General features: G+C 51.2%; 15 protein-coding genes. 2 read left to right on the top strand and 13 right to left on the bottom strand.

Features of this window, described 5'->3' with window-relative positions; translation table 11 throughout:
• Window positions 1–427: 427 nt before the first annotated feature.
• The 8 genes from WFK81_RS23350 to WFK81_RS23385 form a co-directional block, all read right to left on the bottom strand.
• Complete coding sequence (locus WFK81_RS23350) at window positions 428–1,522, bottom strand: Ger(x)C family spore germination protein (RefSeq protein WP_336788917.1); 1,095 nt, start codon at window positions 1,520–1,522, stop codon at window positions 428–430.
• The gene (locus WFK81_RS23355) at window positions 1,519–2,622 is read right to left on the bottom strand and encodes a GerAB/ArcD/ProY family transporter (RefSeq protein WP_336788919.1); all 1,104 of its coding nucleotides are present in this window, start codon (window positions 2,620–2,622) and stop codon (window positions 1,519–1,521) included. Before WFK81_RS23355 ends, WFK81_RS23350 begins: the two co-directional genes overlap by 4 nt.
• Before the next feature lie 39 nt (window positions 2,623–2,661).
• Window positions 2,662–4,032, bottom strand: coding sequence for a spore germination protein (locus WFK81_RS23360; protein WP_336788920.1), 1,371 nt, complete (start codon window positions 4,030–4,032; stop codon window positions 2,662–2,664).
• Window positions 4,033–4,218: 186 nt separating this feature from the next.
• A complete protein-coding gene (locus WFK81_RS23365; RefSeq protein WP_336788921.1) occupies window positions 4,219–4,620 on the bottom strand; it encodes a hypothetical protein in 402 nt (133 codons plus the stop codon).
• 107 nt (window positions 4,621–4,727) lie between these two features.
• Window positions 4,728–6,245: a 23S rRNA (uracil(1939)-C(5))-methyltransferase RlmD gene (gene rlmD, locus WFK81_RS23370; RefSeq protein WP_442956090.1), complete on the bottom strand. Its 1,518-nt coding sequence runs from the start codon at window positions 6,243–6,245 to the stop codon at window positions 4,728–4,730.
• 112 nt (window positions 6,246–6,357) lie between these two features.
• Window positions 6,358–7,272, bottom strand: coding sequence for a diacylglycerol kinase (locus WFK81_RS23375; RefSeq protein WP_336788922.1), 915 nt, complete (start codon window positions 7,270–7,272; stop codon window positions 6,358–6,360).
• A gap of 35 nt (window positions 7,273–7,307) precedes the next feature.
• The gene (locus WFK81_RS23380) at window positions 7,308–8,081 is read right to left on the bottom strand and encodes a sirohydrochlorin chelatase (RefSeq protein ID WP_336788924.1); all 774 of its coding nucleotides are present in this window, start codon (window positions 8,079–8,081) and stop codon (window positions 7,308–7,310) included.
• 4 nt (window positions 8,082–8,085) lie between these two features.
• Entirely contained in the window at window positions 8,086–8,376 is a 291-nt protein-coding gene (locus tag WFK81_RS23385; RefSeq protein ID WP_015842506.1) for a YerC/YecD family TrpR-related protein, read from the bottom strand.
• A gap of 333 nt (window positions 8,377–8,709) precedes the next feature.
• On the opposite strand from WFK81_RS23385, the gene WFK81_RS23390 reads away from it, so the two are divergent.
• Together WFK81_RS23390 and WFK81_RS23395 are read left to right on the top strand one after the other, a co-directional pair.
• Complete coding sequence (locus WFK81_RS23390) at window positions 8,710–9,288, top strand: hypothetical protein (protein WP_336788925.1); 579 nt, start codon at window positions 8,710–8,712, stop codon at window positions 9,286–9,288.
• 400 nt (window positions 9,289–9,688) lie between these two features.
• A complete protein-coding gene (locus WFK81_RS23395) occupies window positions 9,689–11,032 on the top strand; it encodes a lytic polysaccharide monooxygenase (protein WP_336788926.1) in 1,344 nt (447 codons plus the stop codon).
• Window positions 11,033–11,078: 46 nt separating this feature from the next.
• Here WFK81_RS23395 and WFK81_RS23400 read toward each other — a convergent pair whose 3' ends face one another.
• From WFK81_RS23400 to purD, 5 genes are all read right to left on the bottom strand, one after another.
• Window positions 11,079–12,074: an inorganic phosphate transporter gene (locus tag WFK81_RS23400; protein WP_116394148.1), complete on the bottom strand. Its 996-nt coding sequence runs from the start codon at window positions 12,072–12,074 to the stop codon at window positions 11,079–11,081.
• Between the two features lie 29 nt (window positions 12,075–12,103).
• Window positions 12,104–12,715 (bottom strand): DUF47 domain-containing protein, encoded by a 612-nt coding sequence (locus WFK81_RS23405; protein ID WP_336788928.1) that lies wholly within the window; start codon window positions 12,713–12,715, stop codon window positions 12,104–12,106.
• Window positions 12,716–12,947: 232 nt separating this feature from the next.
• Window positions 12,948–14,018, bottom strand: coding sequence for a DUF3048 domain-containing protein (locus WFK81_RS23410; protein WP_336788929.1), 1,071 nt, complete (start codon window positions 14,016–14,018; stop codon window positions 12,948–12,950).
• Window positions 14,019–14,101: 83 nt separating this feature from the next.
• On the bottom strand, window positions 14,102–14,920 hold the full coding sequence (locus WFK81_RS23415; protein ID WP_336788930.1) for an alpha/beta hydrolase: 819 nt from the start codon (window positions 14,918–14,920) through the stop codon (window positions 14,102–14,104).
• Between the two features lie 971 nt (window positions 14,921–15,891).
• Complete coding sequence (purD, locus tag WFK81_RS23420) at window positions 15,892–17,160, bottom strand: phosphoribosylamine--glycine ligase (RefSeq protein ID WP_336788931.1); 1,269 nt, start codon at window positions 17,158–17,160, stop codon at window positions 15,892–15,894.
• Window positions 17,161–17,168 lie beyond the last annotated feature (8 nt).

A 17,168-nucleotide genomic window follows, 5' to 3' on the forward strand; every position in this document is an offset into this window, starting at 1 on the left:
ATACATTCCTCCTAAAAAGTTTTGCGAAGCAAAACTTGCTTCGTAAGCATATACTTGCTTACCGATAGGGCTAGCCGCATGAATGGCTATGTCAACTATCATAACAAGAAGGAATATATGCGGAAGTGCCGCAGTTACCAGACATTTCCACGCCAGGATGACCTCAGTCTCACAACCATCGCCCTAGCTTTTGTCAAATTCGGTCGTTTTCCTCTTCGATTAAGCTTTCGTAGAGCCAGCTGACAGATATCCTGCCGCTAATCTCATGTTTCCCCGGATGGATATCCCAGCCCAGCCGGTCTAGCGATTCCCATTGCCTTGAAACGTATTTACCCAGCCGCATAATACCGTCGCTTTCACCCGCTCGTCCAAAGCGGAGGTATACGCGCCGATCAAGCCGCCTCCCGAAAATCCAAACGGGATGCGTTTATTCCAGAAACTCCAACCCCGTATTTCTCAAATCAATGCGGAACTTATAACTGATCTCTGCACGCTTGAACATTTCCGGCCATTTCTCATACTCTGAAGGCTGAAGACGACTGCGGAAGTGATCACCAAAACCAAACACGTCGGCTCCGAGCCGCTGCGTTTTTTCAAACATCGATTTGGCATGAGCGTTCAAATTTGCTTCAAGCTCAGCTACAACCTCGGGGGCGTTCTGCTTCCGGGAACGGGAGCTGTCTATGAGCGTTGTGACAAGCGAGCAATCAATCCGAATGATCGGCTTGCCGTCCTTAAAGGCTGTTTTTAATCGGGTATGGTTATGTACAATTCGAACATCCGATTTGCTCATCAGCTCAACTTCGGAATCGTGAAACCGGTGCGTAAAAATTTCATATATAAGCGACTCGTCCTTGTTTAGCTCTCCTTTGATCTTGTCATGGACAAAAATCGCATTGCCGGTGAGAACAAAAGAGTTCTGCTTGCCCTCGGTTAGTAAAGGAATCAGATTGGCATGGAAAGGATTATACAGTTTGGAATATACCTCCCACAGCATCGTTTTGTTTTTTCTCGGAATCCCCCCCGCGTAATTCTCAAAATACAGCTTGGTATAAATACCCGAGAGCTCACCTGTCGGATTCATGCTCGTAAATATGCGTTCCATATTGCCTCTTATTACAGCCACAACAGCATCCAGAGGAACGGAGCGTTCTCTTATCGCAAACTCCAAATAAGGATCCAGCCCCGTCTTGGCCAAAGACTCATCCAGCAAAATCGCTCGGGTAGAGGAAGGGTCAAGCGCCTTAGGCAGCTTGTATTTTACTTTGCTCATCGCATCCGATACGGTCTGTCCATTCTGGCTAAGCGTAAAAAAATCGTTTTTCCTGTTTTCTTGCGTTGCCTTGGGCAGAGGAAACCGGAACCATACCTTAAGGGAGGAGTCGGAAGACTTTTGCAGACCTATTACGCCAACCAGAAGGCGGTTATCCACGTCTTTGGAGTCCCAGCACCCGGCGGTTATGAGTACAAGCAGGCAGAGCAGAATGATTAGCTTCCATCCAAGCCTTCTTCTCCTCCTCATATTCCTTCATCCTTTCCAGCTCTCCGGCCGTACGCCACGGCAAGCAAGCCGAGCAAAGGAAAAATAAACATGACATAGAGCCTGATTCCGATTGTTATTATGGTAATGCTCTCAATCTCCCTCCAGGAGGTGACAAGCGTTGCTGCCGCATATACGGCCAATAAAGCCCCTGCGTATATGACAGGTCTATTTGCCCGAGGCATTAAAGTGCTAAACATTTCTCCTATGACATGCATCTTCAAGGCCATAATGACCAGAATGTAGAACATCGTGACGGAGACAAAGATAGCCGTCAAATTTTCAAATAAAACCCAATAGTGGGATACCGAATCCATCTTGGAAATGACGGGGACTGTCAGACGTTTACTTAAGTCTCTTCCAAATGTCATTATCGGCAAATAGATATAGCTGGCGATTAAAGGAAGCGTGCACAGAATCGCAATGATATAACTGCCCAAGGCGACTCTTGCCGACTGCCGCGTATAGGGTCCAATAAACGAGGTGATGACGAACCCCATCCATATAAAAGATCCGGCGTAAAAGCCTTTATCATAGAAGAAATCACCGTTTGTTCTTATCCAGGGAGCGCCAAGCGTCCAATGCACATCGCTTAGACCAACAATCAGCAATACAAGCGATAACAGCAAGGTTAGCAGAAAAAAAACTCTGGCTGCTCTTACGATTGGCATCACCCCTGATAATGCCAGTGCGGCAGGAGCAAGAAGCATGCCGTTCAGAAAGGAAATCGGGGTGGTAGGAAGCATGGTCATCGTAATGACCTCAGTATAAGCCCTCAGCATTATAACGAGCGCAGCAAATAAGAACAGAAGAACGGGCAGGCAAATGATGCATGTCAAGACTACGCCTATCGAGGCATGTATGCGTTGCAACAGCTTTTCCCCCTTTAATTGAGTGAGCAGCCGGCTGTATATCCACGAACTAACAATAGCCCCGGCAGCCCAGATCGTTAGGGGAATCCAGTAGGCTCCTTCCGTACTGCGGACGATAAAGCTAGGGTAAATAAAACCAGCCGAGGCACCGGCGTATAACATTTGAATGGCAAGCAGTTCGTACCAGCCTATAGTCGATAGACGCTTCATGAGACGCTCCTTCCGGTGCGATTGGACATTGGTCTAGGGTTAGGTTGTCTTATTTCTTTTGGACCATAAGGAAGTAAGATAGGGATATCCAAACGTTTCGAGACAGCTGAGATAAAACACAAGACAAGTAAAGCAGAAGACGATACCCAGAAGTCCGGCGATCGAGGCCCCCACTACAATGAAATACTTCAAAATTCGCTGAACCAAGCCCATTTGGTAATCGACGACTATAAAGTTCGTAATAGCCGTAGCCGCTACAATAATAATGAGCAGGTTGCTGACGATATTCGCCTGAATAATCGCTTGTCCAAGCACAACGCCCCCAACCATCGTAACGGTTGAGCTAACCGTCTTGGGCAGCCGTAGTCCGGCTTCGGTAATAAAGTCAATCATAACAAGCATAAGCAGCGTCTCTATAAAAACAGGATAAGGCACGCCCTCTCGGCTAGCGGCAGCTGCCAAGCTGATCTCAAGGCGGTTGACGTCCACGTTTATTGAGGTCAACGCCACGTACAAAGCCGGGAGAAACAGATTGATGAACATGGCAAGAAACCGCAGTATAAGAAGAAAATTGGTTACAAACGGATTGACATATTTATCTTCCGGCGAATGCCAAAAATCGGTATAAACCGAAGGGACGCTTAAAGCGAACGGAGATCCGTCTACCATAATAATGGCTTTGCCCTTGAGCAGGTCCATGGAGACGCGGTCGGGCCTTTCGGTTGAGACTGCCATAGGAAATAAATGCAATCGTTTACGGGACATGAGCAGACGCAGAAATTGAACGCTGTCCTGGATAGCTTCCGTCTTCATATCGGATATTCTCTCTTTAAGCTGCGACAACAGGTCCGCGTCAATGGCATCCGTATAATAAAATAGCGCGACACGGGTAAAGCTGGCCGTTCCGACCACAGTCTCCCACAATTTCAGCTTGGAAGAATGAATTTGTTGTCGGATTAAGGCGGTATTCACGTCGAGACTTTCGATAAAAGCATTCATTGGACCTTGAAGAACATTCTCGGTTATTGGAGACCCGATGCCTCTTTGCTGATTCTCCGATAATTGCAGAATCAGGCCCTTCGAAGATCTAGGCTTGCACAGAATGGCATATCCGTTGCAAATGGCCGCCTCGCAGCGTTCGAATTCTCCCTCGGTCAGACCAATTCCGCTATAACGGGTAAGCCGGACTGTTAAATTCCCTCCGTTGCCCTCTCCCAGCAGAAAATCCAGCTTTTGCGAAGAGCATAACGATTGGAAATAGCACAGATACAATTCGTCTTTCTCCACCGTGCCTATTAGTTCCATTTGGAAATCCGTGGAATCCACAAAAGCTTCTTTTAACAGCTCCAGCAAGGGTGCTGAATCAGGGTTTTCGTTCAAACCATAGACGGAAGCAAGAATATCGGGCATAAAGTTTGACCTCCTTGTCTGCACGAGTTGGGTATCAATGTTTTATTATTTCCAATTGCACCCACTACATGTAAAAAAATCATTTAAAGTTGCGACACTTATTTTTCGCTATCCTCCAAAGAACAAAAAGCCACTTCGAGTGAAGTGGCTTAAAAGCTTCCTACCGGTGTCCTGATTATATAAACATTACAGGCCGATAAACATATTCATACTGAAAGGTCCCCAATTCTCGCCGTTAAATCCTGTCGCTCCCTCCAGATTCACAAAGCAAGGAAGAACAACATAAAGCGTGCGGGGAGGAATATTGCTCCTAAACGTCATAAGAAAATGCATACCTGAATTGTCCGCCGGCGTAATCATCGCCATATCCGGCCGGATGGCGTTCGAAGCCGTTAGGGCATCCCCCATATTTACGCTTGCGGCACTATTCGTTCCGGCATTGCTGCGAATCCAATAATTAGATAAACGCACAGCCGAATTGATGTCAGCCCGCCGATCATACGTTAACAGAATTTGATTTGCGGCTGTCTGCCTGGCACTCATTAGCACGGGATGATCGTCCTGACGTTCGAATGGATAGTTGTACACGCCATAACCCCCTTATAAAAGAGTCGATTACCTATACAACTATATGTGCCAACCTCTTAAACATAATTAAAAAAGCTTCCTTCCGCATTTCGGAAGGAAGCTTTCTGTTACATGCTTCGTTTCATCCACACAACGCACTCTACATGCGATGTCCACGGGAACATATCGACCGGCGTGACCTCCACGGTTGTATAGCCGCCGTCTTCGAGCGTGCGCAAGTCGCGCGCCAGCGTGGAAGGATTGCAGCTGACGTATACCACCCGCTCCGGCTGCATCTTCAGAATCGTATCCAGCAGCGCCGGGTCGCAGCCCTTGCGCGGCGGGTCCACGACGATAACGTCGGGGATAATTCCCTCTTCGCGCCAGCGCGGGATGACCACTTCCGCCGGACCTGCCTCGAACGATGCGTTGCCGATGCCGTTCAGCTCCGCATTACGCTTCGCGTCCTCGATCGCCTCCGGCACAATCTCTACGCCGTAGACTCGGCCCGCCTTCCGTGCGAGGAACAGAGAGATTGTTCCGATGCCGCAATAAGCGTCGATAACGGACTCCTTGCCCGTCAGCTGCGCATAATCAACGGCTGTCCGGTAGAGCTCTACCGTCTGCGCCGGGTTCACCTGATAGAAGGAACGCGCCGAGATCGCGAACCGGATACCGTCAAGCTCGTCATAGATAACCTCGCTGCCCCATAACACCCGCGTCTCGTCGCCAAAAATGACATTCGTATCGCGCGTGTTTACGTTCTGCACAATGCTTTTTACTTCCGGCAGCGCCGCGCGAATCCGTTCCACCCATTGCTCGGCTTGCGGCAGCTTGCGTCCGTTCGTCACAAGCACGACCATAATCTCGCCGCTTACAAAGCCTGTCCGCGTCATGACATGACGCAGCAGCCCTTGCCCGGTTTCCTCATTATAGGCGGAAACGCCAAGCTCGCGGCCGATCGCCTTCACAATCCGGACAACCTCATCGTTGCGGTCATGTTGAATATGGCATTCATCCGTATCGATAATGCGATGGCTGCCCTTGGCATAAAAGCCTGCCACCAGCTCGCCGTAGCCCGCCGATGCCCCTACCGGCACTTGCGCCTTATTGCGGTAGCGCCACGGGTCGTTCATCCCTACCGTCGGATGAACGGTAATCCCCCCGGACGCTGACTCTCCTTCGCCTGCAATCCGCAGCTTCCCGATCCGCTCCAGCGCATCCACGACATGCTGCCGCTTCCAGTTCAGCTGCGCAGCATAGTCCATATGCTGCAGCTGGCAACCGCCGCATTTATCGTAAATGCCGCATACCGGCACTACGCGGTCCTCGCTTGCCTCCAGCAGCTCCTGAAGGCGCGCGTAGCCGTATGCTTTTTTGACCTTCATTACTTTCGCCCGCACGCGCTCGCCTGGCAGCGCCCCCTGAATAAACAAGGTATAGCCTTCCGCCCGGCCAACCCCTTCGCCGTCATGTGTCAGACCGATAATATCGACAACAACCTCATCGTTTTTTTGCACCGGCGCATCCACGACAGCCTGTGAAGGAGCTCTTCCCGTTCCCCCGCTCTTCCGGCCGCCAGCCGCCGTTTGTGTATGGCCTTTTCTATTAGAACCCGCATTACGCGTATGATTTCTATTCATCATTGCTCTCCGCTTCCTCATGCTATTATCCCTATAGTGTAATGCATCTGCATAAAGAAATAAACCTCCGACAGCAAGCATAAAGCTTACGGCTAGAGGTTTATTCCAATGGCGATCAGCGATTGCGATAGGATGCCGCACCGTGCTCATCGGCAAAAATCTGCAGATGCGACGGCAGCACCGAGAACGTAAACGGCAGCGTACCGCCGTATTCGCCATCCAGGTTAATCTGCACGTAACTTGGCGAAGTGACCTTCATCTTATTCGTACGGAAATGAATCACATGCGAATCGTTCAGATGTTCGCCCCGGAGCGCCAACGTAGCGATCCGGATAAACTCGGCCAGGTTGCATTTCTTGAGCAGCACGACGTCAAACAGTCCGTCATCGGGCTTCGCCTCCGGCGCCAGCTTCTCGAATCCGCCAACCGAATTGCTGTTGCAGATCAGGAAAAGCATAAATTCCTCGTGGAATTTACCTACCCCTTCCGCCTCAATAACAAGCTCCGTCGGGCTTAAACGGGTCATCTTCTCCAAGCCTTTCAAATAATACGCCAGCTGCCCGATCATCGTCTTCAGCTTAATTGGCACGTCATAGGTCAGCTCGGTCAGCGAGCCGCCCCCCGCGATATTAATGAAATAACGCTCGTTCGCTTGACCGACGTCAATCGGCCGCGTGTAATTCTGGATAATGAGATCGCACGCATATTCCCAATGCTTCGGGATCCCCATCGCGCGGGCGAAGTCATTGGTCGTACCCAGAGGTAAAATGCCAAGTGGCGGCCGGTTCGGCTTATTGGCCATGCCGTTAATAACCTCATAGATGGTCCCGTCGCCGCCTGCCGCGATAATCAGATCGTAATCCCGCTCCGCCGCATCCGCTGCGGCAAGCGTTGCATCTCCCGCTCCAATCGTCGCATGGCAGCTGGTCTCGATTCCCGCTTGATCCAGCTTCTGCAGAATATCCGGGAGACGACGCTTCATCTCTTCTCTTCCCGACGTCGGGTTGTAAATCAATCTTGCACGCTTCATCGATTAACCCACCATTTCTTTCAAAAAACGGTCACTTACCTCTCCTGAAGCCAAGCCGTCATACGCCGCTCCAGCCACCGCTCAATAGCCGGATGAGGCAGCATAGCCTGCCCGTTGTACCGGTAATTCAGACCCTGCAACCGCGTTGGAATGACCGTATTCGTAAAATAACCCTTGCTCAAAAATAGAGGAACGACGATTACCGCTTCATTTGGTCTCTCCTCTTGCAAAGCTCTCAAACGATCCGCCGCCTGATCCGGCAGCAGCATCGCCGTTGCGTAGTGGGCGAAGCCGCCCAGCTTCCGCAGCCGTTCCGCGAGCTGGTTCAAACCGTGCTGCCAGCGTTCGTGGAAAACCTTTTCCTTGCTTCCATGCGCAATAAGCATAACCGTCTCTGTCTCAGGCTTAACGGACAGCGGCTTAATATTCGACAGCAGCAGCTCCGCAATATCGGGATCGTCATCAATCGGCATGCCGTAATGAACCTTGGCGTTAACCGTAAAGGTGCCAAGGTCGCCTTCGAGCTCGGCCACCGGCGGCAGGCCAAACGCCTGCCCAATCTCGTCGACATGCGTGCTGCCGGACGAAAGGAACAAAGGAAGCACGAATAAATCCGTCACTCCCTGCCCTTCTAACGCATCTATCCCATCCTGAATCAAACGGCCTTCAACAATTTCGAGAAAAGAAGAATAGACCGGCACGCCTTGCACGTGCGGAGAAGCTGCCGCGGCAGCTACCGCCTGATCGACCAGCCGAACCCATTCTGCTTCCCTCGAACCATGACTGATCACGAGAATACCTGGCTTCATGGCATTATCTGCCTAAACGCTCTAAAGTCATTTTATACCCATCGTTGCCATAATTCAAACAGCGCTTAACCCGGGAAATCGTCGCCGTGCTGGCGCCTGTCTCCGCCTCGATTTGGTTGTACGTGCTGCCCTTGCCCAGCATGCGCGCAACTTCAAGACGCTGCGACAAAGACTGAATTTCATTTACCGTGCATAGGTCGTCAAAAAAGATATAACATTCCTCAACGGATTTAAGGGTAAGAATCGCTTCGAATAATTGGTCAATTGCTTTATCGTTCAGCTTCTTAAGCTGCATGAATATCCACTCCTTGGGGGCGTGTTAACACGCGCATTTCAGGCATTGTCATTAATGTCTAATGCTCACATTGTAGCTTTTTTAGGGGGTTTTTTCAAGCATTACCGTATTCACGCTTTACAGGACGGAAGAGCAGCCCGTAGGTAAATATCCGCATTATTTATAGAATATCGGGTCATTCGTCCAATCGTCATGTTTGCCTATGCCATAGACTAATACCAAGAATACTTCCCTATACGGCATACGGGACCTGACCTGCGCGCAGGCTACAATCCCCATGTGGAAGCGGACGGAGTAGGGAAGCCATTGTTCCATAAACTTTGAAAAAAGGTTGTGATCCGCGTGACTTACCGGAACTACCCTGGCGGGGGCGGACATCCGAACCCTAACCAGTATCCGCCGCACTCGCCGCACAGCGGCCATCACCGGCGCGGCTATGTCCGTAACCAGAACAGCCAGGGATTCAACAGCTTCCAGAATCCCCTTGGCTTCGGCACGGACGGCGCCCCGATTCCACCTGCGCCTCCTGTCTTTTCGACGGAAGAGACTATTATACAACAAGAGGAAAGCCTGCCTGTGGTTGTGCCGGCTACAGCCGCAGAATTGGTGGAGACGACGGCACCGCCCAAAACCGGCGGCTTTAGCATGCCAAGCTTGACCGAGATCAAAGGCTTTGTTGACCGGATTGGCGGACTGGATGGCATTCTGACCACGGTGGGCAAGGTTCAAAAGGTCGTATCTAGTGTGTCGCAGATGGCTCCTCTCGTCAAGGTCATTCTGGGCTCCTTCAAAAAGGACTCCGGCAGCGACGCGGCGGACGAAGCTATAGAATACGTACCGAAGAAACGCAAACGCCGCAAAAAACCAACAAACTCCGCCGGCCGGCGCCGCAAGCGGAAGCGGCAGCGTTAAGCGGCAACGCCTGATCAACCACTCCGATTGCAGCTTCCGGCTGCAGGCGGGGTGGTTTTTTTATTTGCCCATTTGTCGGTTTATGCTAGATCGGTCCACGCTTCTCCGTGACCTTGGAACTAGCCGCAATGTCGAAAAACCGCTTCTGACATTGGCTGTCAAAATCATTGCCCGATTATGCACGAATAGAGCTACAATTTGAACATAAATTTCATAATTTTGGAACTTTACTCCAAAAGACTCATGAGGATTTTCTCAGCTTCAATTACAATCATTATAACCTTATAACTTTTATAACAGCATATCCGATCTAATCGCTGCAGCCATCGTACCTGACCCTTGTTTGCCCGATATAAGCTCCCCCGAGTTTATATAACCAAATTATTAGGAGGTATGAATAATGACTGTATTACGACTGTCGCGGCCTACACCATTCAAGATTATGACGATTTGCGCTCTCCTCGTGCTTGCCGCCGTCTCCATGCTGTTCACGACGGCAAAAGCGTACTCGCATGGTTATGTGGAAGGACCGGCCAGCCGGGCAGCGCTGTGCAAAAGCGGAGCCAACACCGATTGCGGAGCAATCGTGTATGAGCCGCAAAGCCTGGAAGCCCCTAAAGGTTTCCCTGCAGCAGGACCTGCCGACGGCAAAATCGCAAGCGCAAACGATGCTTTTCCCAAGCTCGATGAGCAATCCGCAACCCGCTGGGCCAAAGTGAATATCTCTTCCGGCACGAATACCTTCACCTGGAAGCTGACTGCCAACCATTCCACAGCTAGCTGGAAGTATTATATTACCAAGCCGACCTGGAACCCCAATGCCGCGCTTACCCGCGATTCCTTCGATTTGACGCCTTTCTGCTCCGTTGCTTATAACGGCGCGCAGCCGCCATTCTCCTACTCGAATACCTGCAACGTTCCCGAGCGAAGCGGCTATCATGTCATCCTTGCGGTGTGGGAGGTTGCCGATACGGCCAATGCTTTCTATAACGTCATCGACGTTAACTTTACCGGTTCGAATCCCGTCGACATAACCGCACCTTCGACCCCAACCTCTCTTACGGCAACCGCTGCGACAGCGACGAGCGTATCCTTGTCCTGGAACGCTTCGACCGATAACGTTGGCGTAACCGGCTATAAGATTTATAGAGGCACTACGCTAGCCGGAACAGCCTCGGGCACCAGCTATACCGTTACCGGCCTCACGCCAAGCACAGCCTACACGTTTACCGTTAAGGCTGTTGATGCCGCAGGCAACGAATCCGCTTCCAGCAATACCCTGAACATTACGACAGCGGCACCTCCGGCCGTTGATACATCGGCACCTACCGCACCGGGAGGACTTCATATCATGGGTACTCCAACCTCCTCCAGCATGATGCTGATGTGGAGCCCGTCTACCGATAACGTAGGAGTTACCGGCTACAAAATCTATAACGGCTCCACGCTAGTTACAACGACCTCCGGCACCGCGACATCCTATACCGTTATCGGACTTGCGGCAAGCACTACCTACAACTTCTCCGTTTATGCCATCGATGCGGCAGGCAACCAATCGTCTGCAAGCACGGTCAGCGGCACAACGGCAGCTTCGACCGGCGCACCTGCCTGGGCGCCAAATACGGCTTATGCCGTAGGAACTCTCGTTACGTATAACGGAGCTACTTATAAATGCCTGCAGGCTCATACCTCCCTCACCGGATGGGAGCCTTCCAACGTACCTGCCCTGTGGCAGCAGCAATGAATAAAATAAAAAGTGCCGGGAACCATTCCCGGCACTTTTTTTATTCTTACATAAACACCGTATCAATGACCCAATACACGCCTGCTGCAAAAAGCGCCGTGATCGGGATTGTAATAAACCATGCGATAACAATCTTCCCGGCAAGCGACCAGCGTACGCTGGAGAAGCGTTTGGCGGAGCCTACGCCGAGAATCGAGGAAGTGATAACATGCGTTGTGCTGACAGGCAGCTCGAGCATCGTTGCCGACAGGATAACGCCCGCCGAGCCTACGTCTGCGGCAAAGCCGTTAATCGGCTCGATCTTGAAGATCTTTGTCCCCATCGTCTTAATTATCTTCCATCCGCCAATGGATGTACCAAGAGCCATCGCAAGCGCGGCAGACATCTTAACCCACAGCGGAACCTCGAAGTGATCCTGGATACCGCCTGCCACGAGCGCAAACGTAATGATACCCATCGCTTTCTGGGCGTCGTTTGTACCATGGGAGAACGACTGGAATGCCGCGGTCAGAATCTGTCCGAACCGGAAGCCCTTGTTCACCTGATGCGGGCTTGTCCTCGCGAAGATGAGCTTTAAGATCCACATGATAATGAAACCGGCCGTGAAAGCAATCAGCGGCGAGAAGATAAGCGCCTTAACGATATCGACAAACCCGTGCGCGTTAATGGCATCAAATCCCGCTCCCGAAGCTACCGCGCCGGCAAGCGAGCCGATCAAGGCATGCGAGGACGACGAAGGAATGCCGAACCACCAGGTAAGCAGATTCCAGGCAATCGCCGAGATTAAGGCCGCGATAACGATCTCTACCCCATTGGACAGATCCGCCGGATTGGCAACGCCGCTGCCGATTTTTTTCGCAACGCCCGTAAACGTGATCGCACCGATAAAATTCATGCACGCCGCCATAATAATGGCAACCCTTGGTTTCAGGGCACGGGTCGATACCGTCGTAGCGATCGCGTTCGCCGTATCGTGGAAACCGTTAATAAAGTCGAAACCGAGCGCAAGTATGACAACCATCCATAATGTGATTGAATCCATTTGAATTGACTCCTACTCTCCGTGTAAGCTTAGCTGTTGCGCATAATGATCGATTCCAGCGTATTCGCTACGTCTTCGCAGTAGTCGGTCGTTTGCTCCAACATTTCGTAAATTTCTTTGCGTTTCATCAGTTCAATTGGGTCAGTCACATTCGTGAACAGGCTCTTGATGCTGACGCGGAGCAGGTCATCCGCCTGGTTCTCCAGCTCGTTAAGCGCAATGTTAGGCTCACGGATCGCCAGCAGCTTTTTGTCGGTAAGGAGATAGATCGCTTTCTTGATCTGGTTTGCAGAACGAAGCAGTATATCGCCAAACAGCGTTATGTACTCGTCTTTTTCCTTAAGATTGTACATCTCAAAGCGCGATGCGCAAGCTTCAATGCCGTCAAGCACATCGTCGAGCGAACTTGTTAAAGCCATTATATCTTCCCGCTCAATGGGGGTAATGAACGTTTTGTTCAGTTCTTTCAGAATCGTATGAACGTACTGGTCGCCTCTGCTCTCATGCTCTTTCATGGTTTTAGCGAACTGAGTGACATCCGACAGGTCCGAAACACCGTTTGCGAAATATTCGATTGCATCAACCAGTGTATCCGCCATTTCCTCAAACGTTTTAAAGAAAATATCCTTTTTCTTAAACATCTTAATCCCCTTTACCCGACTGGATGGTTAGGCGTCATTTCGAAATGAGCCCACAATATCTTAACACAGTTTACTTTATATTTGTTAAGGGAATGTAAAGGATTTATGAAAAGTTTTCGTTTTTGCAAAAAAAATATAAAAAGATGCGTTCCGCATAGGAACGCACCGCAGTTATATCCTGTTTGCGGGCACCCTCTACACCTACTTAGAGTGTGTCCGACTTGTCTTTTTTTTACCCATAAATCACATGCTCAGCGAAAATTGGCGTATTCGGAACGACCTGGAAGAACGTTTTCCCCGGTACGAAAGGCAGCTCGGCGCCGTCCTTCATCAGCCTCACCATATTGTCGCTTGCGCGAACCCATTCGCATTCGACGGCTTTCCCCTTCTGGAACAACAAGGCCGAACCTCCCGCATGCAAATCGACGGAAAGCCGTCCGTAATCATCCAGCGTCTTGTGATTGGCGCCAAGCACAACCACGTTGGCAGCGGTCAGCTGCTCGCCGTTATTCAGATCGGTATGCGGCCCGTCATTGACAAATCGCTTATACAAGCCGCTTGCCGCGTCATATTCATAGGAAACCTTGTAGTCCTTCAGCAGAAATTTGATCTGGATCGAGGACGCTGCTGCGCCCGATGCGGTAGCGCCTTCCTCCGTAAAGGTATAGGCCGGAACCGTTACATCGCTGCGGTACCCTTTCTTCTCGGCGCCTGCCCGAAGCTTATCCAGCTCCGAGTAGAGATTATGGGGAGCCTTGCGGTCCTTGCTCCGCCAGAAATAAGGACCCGCGTTCGAGATTTCGTCCAGATAAGGCTTGTCCTGATGCTGCAAAATATCATAGGCGTCATTGCTGGCCCCCGAATGAGCCAGAATAGCGCCGTAGCTTTCCCCGATATCTATCAAGTACGGACGAATGCTGCGGATCGGCCCGATCGCATCGGTACCTTTGTCCGTGCTTTGGAAGATCGCCACCAGCCGCGTAATGCCGCCCTCCGCGAGCACTTCCCATACCACATCGGCATTGGTAAGTCCGGATTGCGGGCGCGCCGGCTTCAAATTATTAATCATGACCGCAACGGGCCTTGCGGATGTCTCTGCCTCGCGTTTCAGCCCTGTAAGAGGAGCGGTGAAGGCAAGCTCCGGCGTCGGTTCAGCCGATGGCGAAGCTTCTGATTCTTCGGATGCAGTTGGAGCAGGTGTTGCTTCTCCCGTATTTTTGCTTGAACCGCTGCCGCAAGCGGACACGAAAACGAGTAGAATAATCAAGCTGATGAACCATGACTTGCGATAACGACTTCCCATAAGTTCCCCGCCTTTTAGTAGAGAATGATAGCGTTCGAAAAACGATTACTACCATTTAAACATAAAAAGCGGGACATGTCTTCCTAAATACTCCAGTTATGCCATTCCTGCTGCTTCTTATCAAGCCCTTCCAGCCACTCGGAGGTTACGCGGATCGCTTCCTCCTGGTGATGGCGGCTGGAGTAGGTATGATTCGCCTGGAAAATAATCTCCTTGTCGCATAGCCCGTCGCCGCGCGTCCAGAATACCTTCTGGTACAGGAAGCTGTAATCGACCGGAATCAGATCATCGCTCGTGCCGTGAACAAGCAATACTTCTCCGCCAAAGCGTGTCGCCGCCTGAAACGGCTGATGCTGCAGCAGCGATTCGAAGAAGACAGGCTGGAGCGTAAAGCCCGCATAATCCGTACTCCCCTTCTGCACCGCTTCGTCATAGCCTGCGCGCCCGACGATCCGCACAATGTCATTAAACGGATACGCTACCGGCGACCACATAACCAGACGCTTCACGCGTTTATCCCTTACCGCCGTCATAAGCGCAACCGCACCCCCAAGGCTATGGCCAAGGAGAACAATTCGTCTTGGATCCACGCAGTCCATGCCGGCAATATAATCAATAACCGTACGAGTCTGGTCGATCATGCTGTCAAAGCCCAGCGCCCCGTAATCCCCATTGCTCTCGCCGCAGCCGCCGTAATCAAACCGGATCACGTAAGAGCCTTGCGCGGCAAGCGCTCTTGCGGTCTTCACGAACAGCCGGTCGACTCCGACGCGGCTTCCGATAAAACCGTGGCATATAATAATGGCCTGCTTCTTGGCATTGTCCTTCGCATGATCGCTCGGATAATGAAGCGTAGCGGTAAGCTCAAGCTCTTCATGACGCAGCAATAATTGTTTCTCCATAACGATAAGTCCTCCTGCGGTTCCATTCTTATTATCTATAATTCCTACCCGGATACTATGAATTCTGTTGGCTTCATATTATCATCTGTATAAGGATGGTGTCAATACTGTTATTCTGTCCGAAAGTTCGAGCTTCACCAATGAAAAGGCCTTTCGGAGGAATAGTTGTGCGGCTCCAAGCTCAATCTATAATCAGCACACTAATGTCCAACCAAGGAGATGATGATTCCTATGCCGATGTGGATATCCTGGCTAACCGACCATTGGCTGACGGTTTTATTGCTCGCCGGCATCGTGGTTGCCGTGGTATATATCATGCTTGCACGCAGCCTGTTGTTTTATAAGGAGTAGTCAACTTTGTACGCTGCAGCCGAACAGGCCTATGCATTCTCTCATAGGCCTGTTCGCTGCCCGCTGCTTTTGATATGACCTTCCCTCGCTCGCTTTCTTTCCGATCGCATTACTCCTGTCTGCTCACCCGCTTTTCCTGTCGGCGGTTATCTTTCGCCCCTCTTTCCATTTGCTCACTCACCCCGTCTCTTCACCTACTCTCCCTTTTTCACTTTACCTTGTTCTTCGCCCACCTTCCCTTCTCTTTTCCCTTCGACCACCTCCATACGTTCGCTAGTTGCATTAATTTCTGTAATACGGAAGTTCTTTTCCTTATTCTTCGTACATTCGGACCATCTTGAACTTCTTATTTACTTTTTGCATGAACAGCGGAAATGGATTACCGTATTAGGAAAAAAAGGACTTAACGCGAGTGGGGATGACTCCTTCAACGTTGACAAGGAAACCATAGCAGGATATACAGAAATTATTTACCGAACGTTGATTATGCCGTATTTACTCCCAAACAAAAAGAAGCGGTCATGCAGGCGAAGCCTGATGACCGCTTTCTTTTGTTTATCCGACCAAGGTGAAACGCTATTGCCGTCCTTAGGCGGTGGATTGCGTTTCAATCCGGAGCCTTAGCCCTTCAACGCTTTTGCCGCAATATCGGTACGGCTGTGCATGCCGTCGAAATGAATCACGCTTACCGCTTCGTAAGCGCGGGCACGCGCCTCCGCAATGTCGCGGCCGCGGCCTACCACGCCAAGAACGCGTCCGCCGCTGGTTACGATCTTGCCGTCTTTCTCCGCCGTTCCCGCATGGAACACGAGCGCGCCTTGCGCTTCAGCCGCATCAAGGCCGGTAATTTCCCGGCCTTTCGGATACGATGCCGGATAACCTTCCGACGCTACGATAACGCATACCGCCGCTTCTTCGCTCCATTCCAGCTCCAGCTGGTCCAGACGTCCGTTCAGGGAAGCAAGCACAACGTCAACCAGCTCGGTTTTCAGGCGCGGCAGAACAACCTGTGTCTCAGGGTCGCCCATACGCGCGTTGAATTCGATGGTTTTGGGGCCGTCCTTCGTGATCATCAGACCGGCGAACAATACGCCGCGGAACGGACGTCCTTCACTCACCATGGCTTTTGCCGTTGGCTTGATGATGTTCTCGATCGATTCGTCGATGATGGCCTGGTCGATATGCGGCAGCGGCGTGTAGGTGCCCATGCCGCCCGTATTTGGGCCTTTGTCGTTATCGAATACCGGCTTATGGTCCTGCGCCGGCACCATCGCTTTAACCGTCTCACCGTCAACAAATGCAAGGATCGACATCTCTTGGCCTTCCAGGAACTCCTCGATAACGATCTGGTTGCCGGCTTCGCCAAACACCTTGTCGACCATCGCTTCCTTCAGCGCTTTCTCCGCTTCTTCCATGGAGTAAGCAACCGTTACGCCTTTACCTGCAGCAAGGCCGTCCGCCTTGATAACGATTGGAACGGATTGCTCCCGCAAATAAGCAAGAGCCGACTCGTAGTTGGTGAACGTCTCGTATTTCGCTGTAGGAATGTTGTATTTGCGCAGCAGATCCTTCATGAAAATCTTGCTGCCTTCGATTTCGGCTGCCGCTTTGTTCGGACCGTACACCGGAATGTTGTGCGCTTCGAACGCATCGACGATACCCGCCGCAAGCGGATCGTCCGGACCGATAAAGACGAGGTCGATCGCCGCATCCTTCGCAAACTTTACGAGCTCGTCGAACTGGTTAACCGCGATAGGCACGCAGTCCGCAATTTGCGCAATCCCCGCATTGCCCGGTGCGCAAAATACTTCTTTAACCTTCTCGCTTTTCTTCAGCGCCCAGACAATCGCATGCTCACGTCCGCCGCCGCCAACAACTAAAATTCTCATCGCTTCTT

Origin of the sequence: Paenibacillus sp. MMO-177 (assembly GCF_037147795.1) — a bacterium.
Lineage (GTDB): Bacteria > Bacillota > Bacilli > Paenibacillales > Paenibacillaceae > Pristimantibacillus.

What these genes read in the sequence shown, in the direction of transcription:
- WFK81_RS23350 (WP_336788917.1), bottom strand. Translation starts at nt 1,522, where the DNA reads ATGAGGAGGAGAAGAAGGCTTGGATGGAAGCTAATCATTCTGCTCTGC.
- WFK81_RS23355 (WP_336788919.1), bottom strand. Translation starts at nt 2,622, where the DNA reads ATGAAGCGTCTATCGACTATAGGCTGGTACGAACTGCTTGCCATTCAA.
- WFK81_RS23360 (WP_336788920.1), bottom strand. Translation starts at nt 4,032, where the DNA reads ATGCCCGATATTCTTGCTTCCGTCTATGGTTTGAACGAAAACCCTGAT.
- rlmD (WP_442956090.1), bottom strand. Translation starts at nt 6,245, where the DNA reads ATGATGAATAGAAATCATACGCGTAATGCGGGTTCTAATAGAAAAGGC.
- WFK81_RS23375 (WP_336788922.1), bottom strand. Translation starts at nt 7,272, where the DNA reads ATGAAGCGTGCAAGATTGATTTACAACCCGACGTCGGGAAGAGAAGAG.
- WFK81_RS23380 (WP_336788924.1), bottom strand. Translation starts at nt 8,081, where the DNA reads ATGAAGCCAGGTATTCTCGTGATCAGTCATGGTTCGAGGGAAGCAGAA.
- WFK81_RS23385 (WP_015842506.1), bottom strand. Translation starts at nt 8,376, where the DNA reads ATGCAGCTTAAGAAGCTGAACGATAAAGCAATTGACCAATTATTCGAA.
- WFK81_RS23395 (WP_336788926.1), top strand. Translation starts at nt 9,689, where the DNA reads ATGACTGTATTACGACTGTCGCGGCCTACACCATTCAAGATTATGACG.
- WFK81_RS23400 (WP_116394148.1), bottom strand. Translation starts at nt 12,074, where the DNA reads ATGGATTCAATCACATTATGGATGGTTGTCATACTTGCGCTCGGTTTC.
- WFK81_RS23405 (WP_336788928.1), bottom strand. Translation starts at nt 12,715, where the DNA reads ATGTTTAAGAAAAAGGATATTTTCTTTAAAACGTTTGAGGAAATGGCG.
- WFK81_RS23410 (WP_336788929.1), bottom strand. Translation starts at nt 14,018, where the DNA reads ATGGGAAGTCGTTATCGCAAGTCATGGTTCATCAGCTTGATTATTCTA.
- WFK81_RS23415 (WP_336788930.1), bottom strand. Translation starts at nt 14,920, where the DNA reads ATGGAGAAACAATTATTGCTGCGTCATGAAGAGCTTGAGCTTACCGCT.
- purD (WP_336788931.1), bottom strand. Translation starts at nt 17,160, where the DNA reads ATGAGAATTTTAGTTGTTGGCGGCGGCGGACGTGAGCATGCGATTGTC.